A 16845-nucleotide genomic window follows, 5' to 3' on the forward strand; every position below is an offset into this window, starting at 1 on the left:
GGTGTCCGCTCTCGCTCCACAAAACTCAAATCGATCCAGTCGCTACACCCACTGAGGCGGCTGATTTTTGGCATAGAGCACCACAAAATCGTGCCGCCTCACTTTTCACGCTTAACGAAACAGCGCCACTGCGGGTGGCCAATGGCCCCGCGGACTGGTCACCGGTCGATGGCACAGGGCGTGGCACATCGCCCACCGGTCCGAAAGGCAGATAGCCGAGCCACCGAAGGCTCGAACGAATGGTGACGGGGACCATCCCAATCGACGACCTCGCCGGCGGATTCGACCTGTATCGGACCCTCGAGAGCGGCCAGAGCTACCTCTGGCGTCGCGAGGACAGCGAAATGTACAGCGACACACGAGCGCCCGACGCGTGGTACTCGACGGTCGTCGAGGGCGAGGTGATCCGGGTTCGGACCCACGACGGCGTTCTCGAGTGGGAGTCGACGACCGACGCCGAACCGGTCGTTCGTCGGCTGTTGCGCTTGGACGACGACCTCGAGGCGATCGTCACCGCCGGGCCGGACGATCCGCTGCTCCGGGAGGCCTACGAGGCCCATCGCGGGATGCGGCTGGTGCAGGATCCGGCCTTCGGAACGCTGATCTCGTTCATCTGCTCGGCCCAGATGCGGGTCAGTCGCATCCACACCATGGTCTCGACGCTGGCCCGCGAGTACGGCGAGGAGATCGTCTTCGAGGACGAGACCTACCACGCGTTCCCGACGCCCGCACAGCTCGCGACCGCAACCGAAGCCGAACTCCGCGAGCTCGGGCTGGGATACCGCGCGCCCTACGTCGTTCGAACCGCCGAGATGGTCGCCGGCGGCGAGGCTCACCCGGAAGACGCGCGCGGCCTCGAGTACGAGGCGGCGCGGGAGTATCTGACGCAGTTCGTCGGCGTCGGCGACAAGGTCGCCGACTGCGTCCTCCTCTTCTCGCTGAGCTTCGACGAGGCGGTCCCGCTCGACACGTGGATCAAATCGGCGATCGAGGAGTACTATCCGGACTGCGATCACGGCTCGTACGCGGACACCTCTCGAGCGCTTCGCGAACGGCTCGGCGGGGAGTATGCCGGGTACGCCCAGACGTACATCTTTCACCACCTGCGAACCGGCGATTGAGGTCCCAGTTCGCCGGCCGCTTCGAGTCGCTCGGAACAGTTTTGTGAACCAGTTGCCACGTATTTGGTATGGCAAGCGGAACAGTCGTCTCCCTGATCGGGACTGCGGTCTTCGTCGGAACGCTCGGCATCCTGATCAAGTATTTCGGCATGGTCCGGTTGATCGCGGGCTACGACCCGGACCGGGTCGCCGATGAGGAAGGACTGGCGGATTTCGTCGGAACGAATACGTTGTACGTCGCGGTGCTCATCTCGGTCGTCGCACTGGTCGAGTACACGGGTCTCTTCGACGGCTCCGACGCCATCTGGATCGTGTTCGTCGTGGGAGTCAGTGGACTCGCTGCCCGACTGATCCTGGGCGCTCGCCGCTACGAAGAGCCAGCCTCAACGCGACGCTGATCTCGGGCTCACTACCGGCGTCAGAACGGGCTGTCGGACTCGTGAGGCGATCCCGATCGGAAGGCGAAGAAACTACTCGTCGTAATCCTCACGACCGGTCACGGCCCAGTAGGCCTGCGAGAGGAGCGTGATGCCGAAGACGACGACGAGGGCCGCGGCGACCCAGAGTGCGATCCGCTGGCCGAGCAGGTAATAGGCCAGTGCGCTCGCGCCGAGGACGAACAACACCGCTCCGACGAACAACTCGAGCAGCTCTCGAACCGACGCGCGCTCGCTCGAGACGGCCAAATACTCGTCTTCGAAGCGATCGATGATGCCCATCAGTGAAATTCCTCGAGCGTGGTCTGGTTTCGCTTCAGGGGCTGTGCCCGATAGCCGTGCTCCGTCGCGAGGCGGTCCGCGAACGCCTCGTCGAACCCGTGGGTCGTGTAGACGATCTCGGGGTCGACGGCGCGAACCGTCTCGAGGAGTTCGTCGAAGTCGCAGTGGTCCGTGAGCGGGAACGTGACGTCGTAGCCGCCCCGATAGCGGAAGGAGTCGTCGACTGCCCAGCCCGAAAAGCCCGCCTTCAGTCCGTCCTCGCGCTCCACGGCCGTCTCGACCCAGTCGGCCCGGGCCTGATTCGACGGGAGCACCACGATCTCGTCGGTCAGCCCGCGAAGCGAGTCGTAGCGTTCGCCCGGGAACTCGAGATCGGTCGCCGCTTCGATGGCCCGATTCACGTCGCGAATCGACTCCGAAACCAGAATCTCGCGACCGCCCGTCGCCTCGCGAGCGAGCCACTGGAGTTTTTGCGATCTGCCCAGCGAGTAGCCGAACAGAAAGAGCGGCCGGTCGTCGTTGTCGCACAGCCAGTCGGCGATCGCGGCCTCGAGCTCGTCCTGCGGAGAGAACTTGTACTTCGGCAGGCCGTAGGTCGTCTCCATGATCAGCGCGTCCGCGTCGACGGCGCGGGGATCGAACCCGTCGAGGTAGCACCGATCCCGGACGGAGAAGTCGCCGGTGTAGCAGTAGCGTCCCGAGAGGCTCCCTCCGGTCGCCTCTGCGATGTCGATGATCGCCGCCCGCGAGCCGACGACGTGCCCGGCGGGGACGAGTTCGATGCCGGGTACGCGTTCCGCGTACTCGAAGCCGGTTCCGGATCGGGCTTTGGCGATCGCGGCCGTTTCTGCCGAGCAGACGACGGTCTCCGGCGTCGTCCGGAACGTGTGATCCGCGTGGGCGTGGCTCACCACGTTGACCGCGCCGGCGGCGCTCCGGGCGTCCGCCACGACTCGCGGTTCGCCGGTCCCGTCTTCGAAATGGATCCCGTCTCGATGCCGAACCGTCACTGGAACGGAATACGGGCTCGAGGTACCTCGGCTTGTCGCTTCTCGGCGCGATTTGAAGGAGTCAATCTCGAAACCCACCCGCTCGAGATCGAATTGCGCCGTGTATCGATCGCTGCCGGACCGACGGAGCCGGATTTTTGTCCGTTGCCGTCGAGTGCTCGCACATGGCAGACCGAACCCGCGCACACGTCTACGTTTCGGGCACGGTACAGGGCGTCTACTATCGCGCGACCACCCGCGATACGGCACGGGTGAAGGGCGTCGACGGCTGGGTGAAGAACCTCGAGGACGGCCGAGTCGAGGCGGTTTTCGAAGGACCCGAGGAGGCCGTCGAGTCGATGATCGAGTGGTGTCACACGGGCAGTCCGGCCGCTCAGGTCGACGACGTCGAAGCGGAATACGAGGAGCCACAGGGCGAAGACGGGTTCGAAATTCGGTACTGAGACGACCGCGTTCGGAACCGAGACGTCGAGTCGAGCGTACCGGCTCGAGCCAGCGATATCGGGATCGACTCGAACGGAGTGGCCCGCTTCAGTTCGGTACCCGAAAGGCGGAAAATCCTCGCGTTCGCCGTTCAGGAGTGACGCGCTACGAAGACAGTCACCGGACTACGAAGAGGGTTATCGGAACAGTACGTCGGCGGCCACCTCGACGTATTCCAGGAACGACCTGGTCGGCGTCCCGGGCATGTATACTTCGACGTCGGGCTGTCGGATCGGATCGGTCTCGAAGAGCTCGCTGTGTTCGGTCCGTTGCATGTACCGTCTCGGGACCGAGCGGATTTATATATTCGCAAATATAGTTTCGGAATCAAAAACCAATGATCGTTATAGTGACAAGTTCGCACGACGCGAACTATCTGCGGAGATCTCGGTGACGGACGCTTGAGCCGGCGAACCCAGCGAGACGATCGATTTCGAACGGGTCCCATCAGTCGAGCGCGGCCAGTCGGGCCTCTAGCCACGGCGGCTCGTCCGTGTGGTTCCACTCCGCCCAGTCGGCTTTCTCCCCGGCGTAGTAGGCTCGATACGCGGCGACCGGATCGTCGGGGCGTTCGTACTCGTCGGGCATCGCCTGCGGACGCGGCGTCGGTTCCTCGGAGGGGAACGAGATGCGATCGGGATCGATGCGGTCGATGACCGTCCAGCTCGCGTGATCGTCCGCCTTGTCGTAACGGTCCACGAACTCCGCGTTGAGGGCGTCGGCGTGATCTCGAAGGCGGAGCCAGTTGGCGCGCGATTCCGTCGCCCACTTCGTTACGGGGTGGTCGACGTGGGTCGAGCCGTAGAGAAAGTCCGCCTCGTAGCCGTTCTCGCGAGCCGCGGTACACAGCACTTGCGCGGCCTCGAGCAACAGCTTGTTCACGTGCTGATCGCAGTGATAGCGGGCCGCGAGTCGCGGATCCTCGTCGAGCCAGAAGACGTTCACGGGGACTCTCGGGAGCCGACGGACTTGTGCGTATCGCCGACGCTGTTCGACCGACACCCGATCGAGCTCACGTCCCTCTCTCGAGCCCCGGATCGATGCTCGAACCGGCGCTGTTCTCCGCAATCTTCAACGGTCGGCCGGTCGAACCCTCGCGCATGATTACAGGCGAGCGAATGGCCGCAGTCGACGAAAACGCCGCGGCGCTGGGCGTACCGCGAAAGCAGTTGATGGAGTCGAGCGGGCACGCGGTCGCCCGCGAGGTCCGAGCGATCGCCGATCCGGGCGCTCGAGTGGTCGTCGTCGCCGGCCGCGGAAACAACGGCGGCGACGCGTTCGTGGCCGCTCGCTTCCTGGACGAGTACGACGTCACGACCCTGTTGCTCGGCCGCGCGGAGCTGATCGGCACCGAGATCGCCCGCGAGAACTGGGACGCCCTCGAGCGAGCCGACTACGACACGCGGGAGGTGACCGACTCGAGCGGGGTCGCCCTCCCGGAGGCGGACGTCGTCGTCGACGCGATGCTCGGAACCGGAATCAGCGGGGAGCTTCGGGAGCCCGCGGCGACCGCGGCCGCGGCGATCAACGAGGCCGACGCGACGGTCGTCGCGGTCGACGTCCCGTCGGGCTTCGACGCCGACGCGGGCGACCGCGCGGACAACGGCGTCGAAGCCGATCGCGTCGTCACGTTCCACGACGCGAAACCGGGACTCGAGGCCATCGACGCCGAAGTGACCGTCGCGGACATCGGCATCCCGGCCGCGGCGGAGCGGTTCGTCGGCCCCGGCGACGTTCGCCTCGCTCGTCCCGACGGCCGCGAGGGACGACCCTACATCATCGGCGGCGGGCCCTACACCGGTGCGCCGGCGCTCGCTGCCCAGGCCGCGCTACGAGGCGGTGCGGAGCTCTCCTTCGTCGCGGTACCCGACTCCGTCGCCGGCGAGATCCAGGGCTACAGCGAGGACCTCATCGTGCAGGCCTACGACAGCGATGTTCTCACGCCCGACGTCGCCGACGGCCTCCTCGAGACGGCCGAACGATACGACAACGTCGTCGTCATCGGTCCCGGCATCGGCACCGCCGACGAGACCCTCGAGGCCGTCCGGCAGTTCCTCGGGTCCTACACCGGCCGGGCGGTCGTCGATGCAGACGCTCTCGAGGTCGTGCCGGAACTCGAGACGGACGCGACGCTGGTCTGTACGCCGAACCGCGGCGAACTCGCGCGGATGGGGGGGCCCGATACGGACGACCTGGCCGCAGCAGCCGACGAGATCGAATCGTTCGCGGCGGAGTTGGGGCACGTCGTCCTCGCGAAGGGTGCCACCGACGTCGTCACTGACGGCGAGCGAACCCGAATCAGCCGATCCGGCACCGTCGGGATGAAAGTCGGCGGGACCGGCGACACGCTCGCCGGCCTCGTCGCGGCGTTGCTCGAGAGTGCCGAGCCACTCGACGCGGCCGCCGCGGCCGCACACGTCAACGGCCTCGCCGGCGAACGGCTGGCCGAGGAGGACGAACACGGCTTCCTCGCGTCCGATATGTTGCGCGAACTCCCCGCGGCCCTGTGGGGTGGTTCGGATGAGTGAGGACGACGACGCGTCGGGAGCAGACGACCTCACGCATACGACGGACGAGGGCGACGTCCAGATGGTCGACGTCGGCGACAAGCCCGACAGCGAACGCCGCGCGGTCGCGGCCGGGGAGATCCGCCTCCAGCCGTCGACGATCGCAGCGATCCGGGACGACGAGGTCGGCAAGGGCGACGTGCTCGCGACCGCCCGCGTCGGCGCGATCCAGGCCGTCAAGCACACCTGGGAGACGATCCCGATGTGTCACCAGATCCCGATCACGAACGTCGACACCGACTTTTCGCTCGGGGACGATCGGATCGAGCTACGGGTCGCGGTCGAAACCACCGGCAAGACGGGCTGTGAGATGGAGGCGCTCGAGGGCGTCACCACCGGGCTGAACGTCGTCTGGGATATGGTCAAAGCGATCGAGAAAGACGAGGACGGACAGTATCCCGACACGGGAATCGAGAACGTGCGGGTGCTCGCGAAGGAGAAGCACCGGTCATGAGCGAGAACGGAGAGCCGGCGCTCCGAACACCGCTCTGTTCGACCCTCGGGATCGAGTACCCGATCGTGCAGGCACCGATCGGGAGCGCGACGACTCCCGAACTGGCGGCCGCAGTCTCGAACGCCGGCGGGCTCGGTCATCTCGCCGTCACGTGGCGCGATCTCGCGGAAACGCGCCGGGCGATCCGCGAGACGCGCGACCTGACCGACGACCCGTTCGCTGTCAACCTCGTGCTCGACGAGGCGACGACGGTTGTAGACACGGACGAGCACCTCGAGACCGTTCTCGAAGCCGGTGTCGACGTCGTGACGCTCTCGTTCGGGGATGCCGAACCCTATGTCGAGCGGATTCACGACGCGGGTGCAGTCGTGTCGCAGACAGTTGGCAGCGCCGCGGGAGCCCGCGATGCCGTCGCTGCCGGTGTCGACCTCGTCGTCACGCAGGGGCTCGAGGCCGGCGGACACGTCCAGAGCGGGGTGACGACGATGGCGCTCGTCCCCCGCGTTGCGGACGCCGTGGGAGACGAGGTCCCGATCGTCGCGGCCGGCGGGATCGCCGACGGCCGAGGGATCGCGGCGGTACTCGCGCTCGGCGCTGATGGCGCGTGGCTCGGGACGCGGTTCGTCGCGACCGACGAGGCGGCCGTTCACGACGAGTACCGACGCCGGCTCACCGAAGGCGACGAGACCGACATCGTCCACACGACCGTCTTCGACAAGGGGTGGCCTGGAACTCCCCACCGAGTCCTGCGAAACGAGACGCTCGAGCGCTGGGAGGGGGCGGGTCGTCCCGCTGCCGGCGATCGTCCGGGCGAGGACGATATCATCGCGACTACCGAGGCGGGAGGGGGGATCGAGCGCTACGCCGAGGCCCTCGCGACGCCGGACGTCGACGGTGATATCGACGAGATGGCGCTGTTCGCCGGCCAGAGCGTCGGTTTGACCGACGAGGTCCGATCGGCGGGCGGTCTGCTCAAGGAACTCGTCGCGGAAACACGGACCGCGGTTTCGACCGTCTCGGGGCCGTCACACCGGGCGGATAGATAGGAAGACCGAGACGGCCGAACGAACGGACAAAGATCGGGTAATCACTCTTTTATTACACATCGACCGAACATTTCGTTTACGCTCGAGACGCCCTTGAGTGGCACTAACAGGCGATACCGCGAGCCACAAAACTAATAATAGTTGGTTACTGTCACACCAACAATGCCTATTCGTTCTGCGGTAGTTCTCGCAGCGGGTGAGGGTGCCCGTCTGCGGCCGCTGACGAAACATCGGCCCAAGCCGATGCTTCCCGCGGCCACCAAACCCATTCTCGAGCACGTGTTCGATGCGCTCGTCGACGCCGGAATCACGGAGATCACCGTCGTCGTCGGCTACGGTCGGACCCACGTCCAGTCTCATTTCGGATCGACGTATCGCGACGCCGCGCTCGAGTACGTCGTACAGGACAAACAGCTCGGGAGCGGGCACGCGCTGTTAGCCGCCGAACCGGACGTTTCGGAGCCCCGACTCGTCCTCAACGGCGATCAGCTCGTGGCACAGCGGATCGTCGAGGACGTGCTCGCCGCCTACGACGACGGCGACGACGCGATCGCCACGCTCGGACTCATTCGCCACGAAGACGTCGACGAGTACGGCGGCGTGATCTGTGACGGCGACGGCCGCGTCACGGAGATCGTCGAACATCCCGGCGACGACCGCACCTACCAGCTCAACGCGGGCGTCTACGCGTTCGAGCCGGAGCTGTTCGAGTATCTGCGGGGACCGGACCCGCAGCTGAACGAGTACTCGCTCGTCGACGGCATCGCGAACGCGATCACCGCCGGGGAGACCGTCCGGGGCGTTACGTCCGACGGCGTCTGGATCGACGCGACCTATCCGTGGGACCTGCTCGACGTCTCGGAGGCGCTTCTCGAACGCGCAGACGGCGTCGAGAGTACGGTGTCGCCGGACGCTCGAATTCACGAGTCGGCGACGATAGTCGAACCGGTCGTGATTTCGGCGGACTGCGTCGTCGGCCCCGGATCCGTTGTCGGACCGAACGCCGTACTCGGTGACAACGTGACGGTCGGGGCGAACGCGGTCGTCGAACACAGCGTCGTCGACGCCGACACGCGCGTCGGTTCAGGGGCGACGCTCGTCGACTGCGTCACCGGGCGCAACGTCCGGGTCGGCACCGGCTCGACCGTCGTCGGCGGACCGGGTGACGTCCGCGTCGGTAATCGCGTCCACGAGAACGAACAGCTGGGCGCGTTGCTCGCGGATCGCGTCCGCGACGGCGGTGGCGTCACCTACGCGCCGGGAACGATCGTCGGCTCCGACGCCGTCCTCCGCGCGGGGGCGACCGTTCGCGGGACGATCGACCACGAAACGGAGGTGCAGTAGCGGTGTGCGGAATCGTCGGCTACGTCGGCACAGCGGCGGGTGAAGACGCCGTCGACGTCGTCCTCGACGGGCTGTCGTCGCTCGAGTATCGCGGCTACGACTCCGCCGGCCTGGCCGTCCCGACGCCGTCGATGACGGTCTCCAAGGCCGCCGGCGAGCTATCGGCCCTCGAGGGAATCGTCTCGCGCCGGGAGCTCGCGGGCGAAGCGACCGGGATCGGCCACACGCGCTGGAGCACGCACGGCGCGCCGTCCGACGCCAACGCCCACCCCCACTGCGACGAGCGGGAACGGGTCGCGGTCGTTCACAACGGTATCATCGAGAACTACCAGCGGTTGCGCGACGATCTCGTCGAGAGCGGCGTCGCGTTCCGGAGCGAAACGGACACCGAAGTCGTCCCGCACCTGATCGGGCGCTACCTCGACCGCGGCGCGGGCCCCGAAGAGGCGTTTCGGCTGGCGATCGATCAGCTCGAGGGCAGTTACGCGATCGCAGCGGTCTTCGAGGGCTCGGAGACGGTGTACGCGGCGCGGCGGGATTCGCCGCTGGTCGTCGGCCTCGGAGAGACGGGCACGTATCTCGCGAGCGACGTCCCCGCGTTCGTCGAGCACACCGATCGGGTCTGCTACCTCGAGGACGGCGACTTCGCTCGGCTCTCTGCCGACGGCGTCGTGGTCACTGACGGCGAGGGACACCGCGTCGATCGGCCGACGGAAACGATCGCGTGGGACCCCGAAGACGCGGAGAAGAGCGGCTACGACCACTACATGCTCAAGGAGATCCACGAGCAGCCGACCTCCCTGAGACAGTGTCTCCGCGGCCGGATCGACGAACTCGAGGGGACGGTCGATCTCGAGGAACTCGACGATCTCGACCACACGGGCCCGATCCAGTTCGTCGCCTGTGGCACTTCGTACCACGCGGCGATGTTCGGTGCGGAGCGGCTCCGAACGGCCGGCGTGAGCGCACAGGCGTTCCTCGCCAGCGAGTACGCGAGCGATCGCGTCCCCGTCGACGAGTCCACGCTCGTGATCGGCGTCACCCAGAGCGGCGAGACCGCCGACACGCTTCGCGCCCTGCGCGAGGCCGACCGCGCCGGGGCGACGACGCTGGCAGTGACCAACACGGTCGGCAGTTCGGCCGCGCGCGAGTGCGATCACGTGCTCTACATCAGGGCCGGCCCCGAGATCGGCGTCGCCGCGACGAAGACGTTCGCGAGCCAGCAACTCGCGCTCGCGCTGCTGGCGTTCGAACTCGGCGACGACCCGACGCGTGCGGAACTCGAGGCGCTTCGGGACATTCCCGGCCAGGTCCAGACGATCCTCGAGACGACGAACGCTCGATCGGTGGCCGAAGCGTTCGTCGACGCGGACGCCTACTTCTTCATCGGCCGAGGGTACCACTACCCGGTCGCGCTCGAGGGCGCGCTGAAGATGAAGGAGATCACCTACCGCCACGCCGAGGGGTTCGCCGCCGGCGAGCTGAAACACGGCCCGCTCGCGCTCGTGACCGAGAACACGCCGGTGTTCGCGATCGTCACCGGCGACGGCGAGACCGCGCGGAAGACAATCGGGAACGTCAAGGAAGTCGAAGCGCGCGACGCCCCCGTCGTGACGATCACCGACGGTGAATCCGACGCGACGCGCTACGCGGATCACGTCCTCGAGATCCCCGCGATCGACGACCTCGGGGCCTCCGTCCTCGCGAACGTTCAGCTCCAGCTGGTCGCCTACTGGGTCGCCAACCTGCTGGGCCGATCGATCGACAAGCCGCGAAACCTCGCCAAGAGCGTGACTGTCGAATGACCGGTCCGTCGTCCCGTTGGAACACCCTACGATCGGTTCAAATCGCGCGTATTTAAGTGGTCGTGCTCGTCCACTATCACCAGTGACCCGCGCGGAATTCGTCGTCGCGATACTGGCCGGAATCGTCCAGGGGATCGTCGAGTGGCTGCCCGTCTCGAGTCAGGGCAACCTGGCGCTGTTCCTGACGGCCGTCGGTACCGACCCCGCCGTTGCGGTCCAGCTGGCGCTGTTCTTGCAGGTCGGCACGACGCTCTCGGCGGCGGTCTACTTCCGCGACGACATTACCGCGGCCCTTCGCGCGGTGCCCGGCTGGCGACCCGCGAGCGCGTACACCGGCGAGAACGCGATCGCGTCGTACGTCGTCGTCGCCTCGACGATGACCGGCCTCGTGGGAATCCCACTGTACGTGTACGCGGTCGACCTCGCCGGGCGGCTCACCGGCGGCGTCTTCATCGCGGCCATCGGCGTCCTGCTGGTCCTGACGGGGGTCCTCCAGCTCGCCTCCGAGTCGGTCTCGACGGCGTTTCGCGAGGCACCGACCCTGCTGGACTCGGTTCTGGTCGGTGCCGTGCAGGGCGTCGCGATCCTGCCCGGGATCTCCCGGTCGGGAGTGACGACGAGCGCATTGTTGTTTCGCAGCTACGATCCGCCGGCGGCGTTTCGGCTCTCGTTCCTGCTATCGATTCCGGCGAGTCTCGGTGCGGCCGCGCTCACCATCGCGGGTGCCGGTGGGCTTCCCGGGATCGAGCCGGCTCCTGCTACGGTTGCGCTGGGTTGCAGTGCAATCGTCGGCTACCTCACCATCGACGCCCTCATGCGCGTCGTCGATCGGGTCCCGTTCTGGGCCGTCTGTTTCGGGCTCGGCGGACTCGCAATCGTCGGCGGGGGAATCGTCTCCGTCGTCGTGTGATCAGTTGCGGCTGGCACTCCTTTCAGGATATCAGCTCCTATTACGGTAGCACTTCTGGCAACCTATTTTACGAGTGGTGTTCCTCTCCCATCATATGGGCGTCTATGCCGACGAGGCAACCGAGTTCGCTCGCTCCCCTGACGAGGACGACGAGCGGCCGCCGTTCGGTGAGCGACTCCGTGGGATGGCCTCGCAACTGGATATCGATTCCGTTGCTGAGGTTCGTGAACTCCGCGAAAAGACATGAGGTTCTTCGTCGATACGATCGTTTACGACTGACCGATACCATCGACCGTGACTCAAGCGACGTTGTCAACGCGACCATATCGTTTCTCGAGGAGAACCGTCACGTAGGTATCGATCGCCACTAAGTTCTATATATAATAAGATTCTTTCTCTGAAACCTAATCACAGCCCTCTTACATTGTTTCTCGCCGTGATCCAGGTGTCCATAATCGCCTCTATCCTCCGTAAGGTGTTCCTGGTCGCCGAGTCATCTGCCAGCCTCGACGTGGCTTGGAGATGTCTATCGCTACTACTGCAAACGCCCCCGGTTCACGTACAGTACAGCGGCGACGGCCGAGTCCACCGAGTCGAGTACCGATGGTGGGCTCGTGAATTATACGCCGTTCAAACTGGACGAGCGAACACAGGATCTCACCAATATCAGGCGTGCGTGGCCCGGTACGGGTGCGATTGAGCGTTCGGATGGCACGATGGAAGCGTATCTTGAGATCGATCCCGGAAACATGGACTTCGCGATGTCCGGTGACTGGGCACAGATACAGCGTCTTGGGGAAGAATTCGCGAACAAAGAACTCGATTTCACTCTCACGTTCCACGCGACGACTCGCCCGTTCCCGGTCGCAAAGCTGATCGATCGAATTGACGGACGGCTCGCCGACAGTGACGTGAAGCAGAATCCGGTTTTCAGGGAGTTACTCGAGGAATATCGCGAGCAACGTCCTCGAGAGCTCGCGGGAACCCAGCAGATTCGATACTTCATCGGTGTTCAAGTCGATCCGTTCGAAGTCTACGACCGCTATCAGGACGAACAATCTCCTGCAGAGAAGCTCACCTCATTCCCGATGGTCGGCTTTCTCGTCAATCCGTTCGTGACTCGTCGGAACGATATGGCCGACGCGGAGATCCGTGCGGCCATGTTCGAGAAACTCGAGAACCGATGTCGCATCCTCCAGACGGAGTTCGTCCAGAAGGTACCGGGGTGGTCGGCACATCGACTCACGACGGTCGAACTGTTCGTCCTCTCGATGGACTTCTGGAACAGTGAGAAACATGAATACGACGACGGAGAGGATGCGATTCGCGATCATCCGACGATCGATCACCAGCGGAGGGCCGATCAATGATCTCGATGCGTATGCTTTCGATCGTCGATCAACTGCAGGGTTCGCTTCCTGATTCGGGGACCCAGGCCGGACTTGCGTTCTATATTGGAGCAACGGCACTGGTCACGCTTCTTGTAGCGATTGCATGGGACTACTGGCGAGCGGAGGACGTTGCGGAGGTCGAACTCGCGGATCTCCTCGAGGAGACGACCCTGAACGATGGAAGTGAGGAAGGTGAGGTCCTCGACGAAATCGCGGAGCAGCACCAGCACGTTATCGCACCCGCAGCGATCGAGTGGGATACGCGGACCGCTCGTGTTGGCGATCAGTGGACATCAACGCTCTACATCGCCGATTATCCCGACTATCCGAAGGATGGCTATCTGACCGACCTCTTCGAGCTTACGGATATCGAGTTCGATCTGACGGTTCACGTCACACCGAAGAGCCAACAGCAAGCTCGAGACGAACTCCAGCGAGTTGCGGACGATCTTCAGGCCGATGCAGATCTCGAGCGCACTGTCCGTGGCAGCTATCTCCAAGAGCGAGCCAACGAGGCGCTGTCGACGTACAAAAGCGTCGAGAACGGGAGCCGCGTGTTCGATCAGGGGATGTTCATTACGGTGCGTGCGGATTCTCGTGAGGAGTTGCGCGAGGACGTTCGCGTCATTCGCAGTCGGCTTCGTGAACAACCAGCCGGGCTCTCGCCGAAGACGGCGATTTGTAAGCAGGATCTGGCAATTCAGGCTGCAGCCCCGATTGGCGCAAATCCGTTCGGTCGGGAGGCCACTGCGTTGGGTGGGGCGATTGGTGCACTGCTTGCCTCGCCGCACAACGCGACGATTCTCGAGGACGGTGGCGTCGAATTCGGCGCTCACTGGAAGAATCAGAGCCCGGTCGCGATCGACCCGTTCGCTCGAGAGAACGGCTATGCGATGTTCACGATCGGCGATCCGGGATCTGGCAAATCGTTCGGCTCGAAACAGAACTTCATTCGGTCGATCGAGCAAAGCGAGGACCGAATCGGGATCATTCTCGAGCCGCTGAACAACTGGGCCGGTGTCGCCGAAGCACTCGGTGGTGAACGGGTTACGATCGGCGGGGATATGGGACTGAATCCGCTCGAGATCAAACCCACGCCCGAACGCGTCCAGCAGGCAATGGGTGAGGACGCGAGTCCGTACCGGGAAAAGCTCGATAGCGTGATGAGCTTCCTGTCGAATTACTTCGCGCTCCGTGGGATTTCACTTGGGGATCGGCGTACCACGTTGGAGACGGCGATCGAGAAGGCATACGGCAGGAATGGCATCACCGACGATATCGCGACTCACCACAAGGAGAGTCCGACGATGCGAGACGTCCTCGATATCCTTGAGGAGATGGTCGAGACGCCGACCGAATACGTCGTCCGGACGGACGAAGAGGCGACGAAGATTCGAGATGATGCGACGTGGCTTATCGACCAGTTACGGCCGTTCGCAGAAGACGGTCGCTACGAGAACCTGGGTCGTGAGACGGCGTTCGATATTCGCGACGAGAAGGTGATTTATCTCGACCTCGCCCAGCAAGAGGGGAGTCTCGGTGGGAGTACGAGTTTGATTATGCAACTGCTGATCTCGCTGGTCTACGAGCGCGCAAAAGAGACGGACAAAGAGGTCGTCTTCGTCATCGACGAGGCTCGCTACATCATGCAGGATGCAGCGAGTCTCGAGTACCTTGAGATCGTCTTTCGGCACCACCGTCATCACGACCTCTCGATTCGACTTGTGACGCAGACCGTCGACGAGTTCTTCCAGCATCCAGAATCAGAGGCGATTATCGATCAATGTGCGATCAAACAGTTTCATCATCTCGATGGCATGGATTGCGAGTGGGCCGACGAGTTCGGACTCAATTCCGCACAGATGCGGTTCATCCAAGAGGCTGTGCCTGGCAATGACCGAACGGGCTATTCTGAAGCGCTCGTCGGCGTCGACGGTGAGTGGCGTGGAATCGAAGTCCGAGCGATGGAAGACGAGACGGCAGTGATCGACTTCGAACCCAAGTCACAGTCTCGGTCGGAGTTGCCCGGCCAGTCTGAGGATAGTGGTGATGTTTCTGACCGCACGACGGGTGGCGGTCAGCGTTCCCTCGGGCACTCTGACTGAGAGCTATGAATGACGAAATAACTGTCCCGGAGAGGCTGCGTACTCGAGACCAGTGGATATGCTGGAAGGAAACCAAGCGCAACGGCGAGACGACCAAGATCCCGATCGATCCACAGACAGCGGGGTTCGCATCGACAACGGATGAAGGAACGTGGAGCAATTTCGAGAGCGCTCTCGAGTGTGTGGAGTCGGGTTCGACGCCAGTCGATGGACTCGGGTTCGTGTTCACGAAGTCTGATTCGCTTGTCGGAGTGGACCTGGACGACTGTCGTGACCCGGACACTGGACGGCCAACGGAGCAAGCAAAGACGATAGTCGGTCAGTTAGACTCGTATACGGAAGTCTCGCCATCAGGGACTGGCTATCACGTTCTGGTACGTGGTGAGCTTCCCGAGGGTCGTAATCGATGTGGCCACGTCGAGATGTACGACCACGCCCGATATTTTACTGTTACCGGCGATCTCGTCTCGGGAACACCAACGCAAATCGAGTATCGGCAACGCGAACTCGAAGAGGTTCATGCGACGTACGTTCGTGAGAGCGATGACGGCGTTCCTGAGGATTCTACGCCGGAGTCAGGTTCGTCACTTTCCCTCTCGGACGACGAATTACTCGAGAAAGCACGAAACGCGTCAAATGGCGATAAATTCGACCGTCTCTGGAACGGGTCGACTGTTGGCTATACGAGTCAGTCGGAGGCGGATATGGCGTTGTATTGTTTGCTCGCGTTCTGGACAGGTGGCCATGCCGTCCAGATAGATCGATTGTTTCGGCGATCCAAATTGGACCGTCCGAAATGGGGAGAGGTACACTATGCGGATGGGTCGACGTATGGTGAGAAGACGATCGCTCGAGCGATTGAGCACACCTCCGAGTTCTACGAGCCATCCGAACCGAGACAGAGTGAAGTAACGGCTCCAAGTGTAGAGTTCTCGCGAGATCGTGAGCAGATCTATCTCGAAGAGCGGGGTTCGCTGCTTCGAAAACAGACGATGGCCCTCGAGACACAACTGGCCGAAAAGACCGCGCGTATCGAACGGCTCGAGCGCCGTCTCGAGACATATGAAGGTCGATCTCCGATTCGAGAGCAGACGTCTGATCCCTCGAGAGAGAGAGAGAGACGCGGCAGAAATCTTTTCTTCGGCGGTTATGGGGTGTTTTCGGATGATTGCAGAGGAAGCGGGGTGATAAGTAAAACCTTATTTTACTTGCACCCATGGTAGTGTAACACATGACAACAGTACTCGAGCACGTTCGACGGCGTTACGAAACGACGGACAAGAAGTGTCCAGACTATGGGTATGTGGACGAGGAAGGTAATTGGGTGAGCCAGACGGCCCGCAGGAAGCTCGTGTATCGGCACGTCTGTCCCAGCTGCGATGCGACTGGAGAGCAGACGTTCAATCTGAAGTAATGAATTGATCGCAGTGGTAGTCGACGAATACCCACCCAGACGGGGTTTCTGCTCGAGTAGCATTTTCGTCGCGCTAGGCAGCAAGGAGCGTGATACACGCCGAAATATACAGGACGAGTCTCCTCCTTATTGCCAGTATGTCACCGACTGTGGATGACCTTCGGAACGAGATTCGGCTGGCCGTGAGTAGATACGGAACGTCAGGAATCCACCGCCTTTACCAAAGAAGCTCTCGCTGCAATCTGTGACGCCGTGGACTACGAGATTGAGCCAAACCGTCTTCCTCCCAAGTCACAGATGCGGGCAGGGATTCTCTGGAAGATAGGCGTGCTATATGAAGATAATCAGATAACACAGAGGGTCCTTTCCGCAAGAACGAGCTCAAATCTGTCGCGGATTCACTTCAGAGCGAGTAGTGATCGTCTTTCTCTTGGATATTCTGGCAATCTGATTAGTGGGCGTAATAGGGCTGAATC

The 16845-nt window shown here is 63.2% G+C and carries 17 protein-coding genes and 3 pseudogenes; 15 read left to right on the plus strand and 5 right to left on the minus strand.

Annotated features, from left to right (window positions below):
- Positions 1 to 74, minus strand: a pseudogene (locus NDI89_RS09540) (IS6 family transposase); the annotation flags it as partial.
- 165 nt (positions 75 to 239) lie between these two features.
- Between NDI89_RS09540 and NDI89_RS09545 the strand changes: the two are divergent.
- Together NDI89_RS09545 and NDI89_RS09550 are read left to right on the plus strand one after the other, a co-directional pair.
- Positions 240 to 1121 carry a DNA-3-methyladenine glycosylase family protein gene (locus NDI89_RS09545; RefSeq protein ID WP_277521320.1) on the plus strand — a complete coding sequence of 294 codons (882 nt, stop codon included), beginning with the start codon at positions 240 to 242 and terminating at the stop codon, positions 1119 to 1121.
- Between the two features lie 68 nt (positions 1122 to 1189).
- Positions 1190 to 1519, plus strand: coding sequence for a DUF3784 domain-containing protein (locus NDI89_RS09550; RefSeq protein ID WP_277521321.1), 330 nt, complete (start codon positions 1190 to 1192; stop codon positions 1517 to 1519).
- Positions 1520 to 1591: 72 nt separating this feature from the next.
- Here the strand turns inward: NDI89_RS09550 and NDI89_RS09555 are convergent, their stop codons facing one another.
- Together NDI89_RS09555 and NDI89_RS09560 are read right to left on the minus strand one after the other, a co-directional pair.
- Positions 1592 to 1840, minus strand: a complete 249-nt coding sequence (locus NDI89_RS09555; protein ID WP_277521322.1) for a hypothetical protein — start codon at positions 1838 to 1840, stop codon at positions 1592 to 1594.
- Entirely contained in the window at positions 1840 to 2850 is a 1011-nt protein-coding gene (locus NDI89_RS09560; RefSeq protein WP_277521323.1) for an MBL fold metallo-hydrolase, read from the minus strand. Before NDI89_RS09560 ends, NDI89_RS09555 begins: the two co-directional genes overlap by 1 nt.
- Positions 2851 to 3014: 164 nt before the next feature.
- Between NDI89_RS09560 and NDI89_RS09565 the strand changes: the two genes are divergently transcribed.
- A complete protein-coding gene (locus NDI89_RS09565) occupies positions 3015 to 3293 on the plus strand; it encodes an acylphosphatase (protein ID WP_277521324.1) in 279 nt (92 codons plus the stop codon).
- Positions 3294 to 3470: 177 nt separating this feature from the next.
- Here NDI89_RS09565 and NDI89_RS09570 read toward each other — a convergent pair whose 3' ends face one another.
- Positions 3471 to 3608: a hypothetical protein gene (locus NDI89_RS09570; protein ID WP_277521325.1), complete on the minus strand. Its 138-nt coding sequence runs from the start codon at positions 3606 to 3608 to the stop codon at positions 3471 to 3473.
- Between the two features lie 172 nt (positions 3609 to 3780).
- Entirely contained in the window at positions 3781 to 4278 is a 498-nt protein-coding gene (locus tag NDI89_RS09575; protein WP_277521326.1) for a hypothetical protein, read from the minus strand.
- A gap of 155 nt (positions 4279 to 4433) precedes the next feature.
- Between NDI89_RS09575 and NDI89_RS09580 the strand changes: the two genes are divergently transcribed.
- From NDI89_RS09580 to NDI89_RS09630, 12 genes and pseudogenes are all read left to right on the plus strand, one after another.
- On the plus strand, positions 4434 to 5861 hold the full coding sequence (locus tag NDI89_RS09580; RefSeq protein WP_277521828.1) for an NAD(P)H-hydrate dehydratase: 1428 nt from the start codon (positions 4434 to 4436) through the stop codon (positions 5859 to 5861).
- Positions 5854 to 6354, plus strand: coding sequence for a cyclic pyranopterin monophosphate synthase MoaC (moaC, locus tag NDI89_RS09585; RefSeq protein WP_277521327.1), 501 nt, complete (start codon positions 5854 to 5856; stop codon positions 6352 to 6354). Before NDI89_RS09580 ends, moaC begins: the two co-directional genes overlap by 8 nt.
- Complete coding sequence (locus NDI89_RS09590) at positions 6351 to 7400, plus strand: NAD(P)H-dependent flavin oxidoreductase (protein ID WP_277521328.1); 1050 nt, start codon at positions 6351 to 6353, stop codon at positions 7398 to 7400. The genes moaC and NDI89_RS09590 overlap by 4 nt, the downstream gene beginning before the upstream one ends.
- Before the next feature lie 162 nt (positions 7401 to 7562).
- A complete protein-coding gene (locus NDI89_RS09595; RefSeq protein ID WP_277521329.1) occupies positions 7563 to 8744 on the plus strand; it encodes a sugar phosphate nucleotidyltransferase in 1182 nt (393 codons plus the stop codon).
- Positions 8745 to 8746: 2 nt separating this feature from the next.
- The gene (gene glmS / locus NDI89_RS09600; RefSeq protein ID WP_277521330.1) at positions 8747 to 10549 is read left to right on the plus strand and encodes a glutamine--fructose-6-phosphate transaminase (isomerizing); all 1803 of its coding nucleotides are present in this window, start codon (positions 8747 to 8749) and stop codon (positions 10547 to 10549) included.
- Positions 10550 to 10631: 82 nt separating this feature from the next.
- Positions 10632 to 11459 carry an undecaprenyl-diphosphate phosphatase gene (locus tag NDI89_RS09605; protein WP_277521331.1) on the plus strand — a complete coding sequence of 276 codons (828 nt, stop codon included), beginning with the start codon at positions 10632 to 10634 and terminating at the stop codon, positions 11457 to 11459.
- Between the two features lie 94 nt (positions 11460 to 11553).
- The gene (locus NDI89_RS09610; protein WP_277521332.1) at positions 11554 to 11706 is read left to right on the plus strand and encodes a hypothetical protein; all 153 of its coding nucleotides are present in this window, start codon (positions 11554 to 11556) and stop codon (positions 11704 to 11706) included.
- Positions 11707 to 11944: 238 nt separating this feature from the next.
- A pseudogene (locus tag NDI89_RS09615) lies at positions 11945 to 12829 on the plus strand (TraC-like domain-containing protein); the annotation flags it as partial.
- The gene (locus tag NDI89_RS09620; protein WP_277521333.1) at positions 12826 to 14955 is read left to right on the plus strand and encodes a VirB4 family type IV secretion system protein; all 2130 of its coding nucleotides are present in this window, start codon (positions 12826 to 12828) and stop codon (positions 14953 to 14955) included. The pseudogene NDI89_RS09615 and the gene NDI89_RS09620, both read left to right, overlap by 4 nt.
- A 5-nt stretch (positions 14956 to 14960) precedes the next feature.
- Entirely contained in the window at positions 14961 to 16178 is a 1218-nt protein-coding gene (locus NDI89_RS09625) for a phage NrS-1 polymerase family protein (protein WP_277521334.1), read from the plus strand.
- Positions 16179 to 16186: 8 nt separating this feature from the next.
- On the plus strand, positions 16187 to 16369 hold the full coding sequence (locus NDI89_RS23840) for a hypothetical protein (protein WP_307729346.1): 183 nt from the start codon (positions 16187 to 16189) through the stop codon (positions 16367 to 16369).
- A 137-nt stretch (positions 16370 to 16506) separates the two neighbouring features.
- A pseudogene (locus NDI89_RS09630) lies at positions 16507 to 16785 on the plus strand (hypothetical protein).
- The last annotated feature ends 60 nt before the right edge of the window (positions 16786 to 16845 follow it).

Source organism: Natrinema salsiterrestre, assembly GCF_029502005.1.
GTDB lineage: Archaea > Halobacteriota > Halobacteria > Halobacteriales > Natrialbaceae > Natrinema > Natrinema salsiterrestre.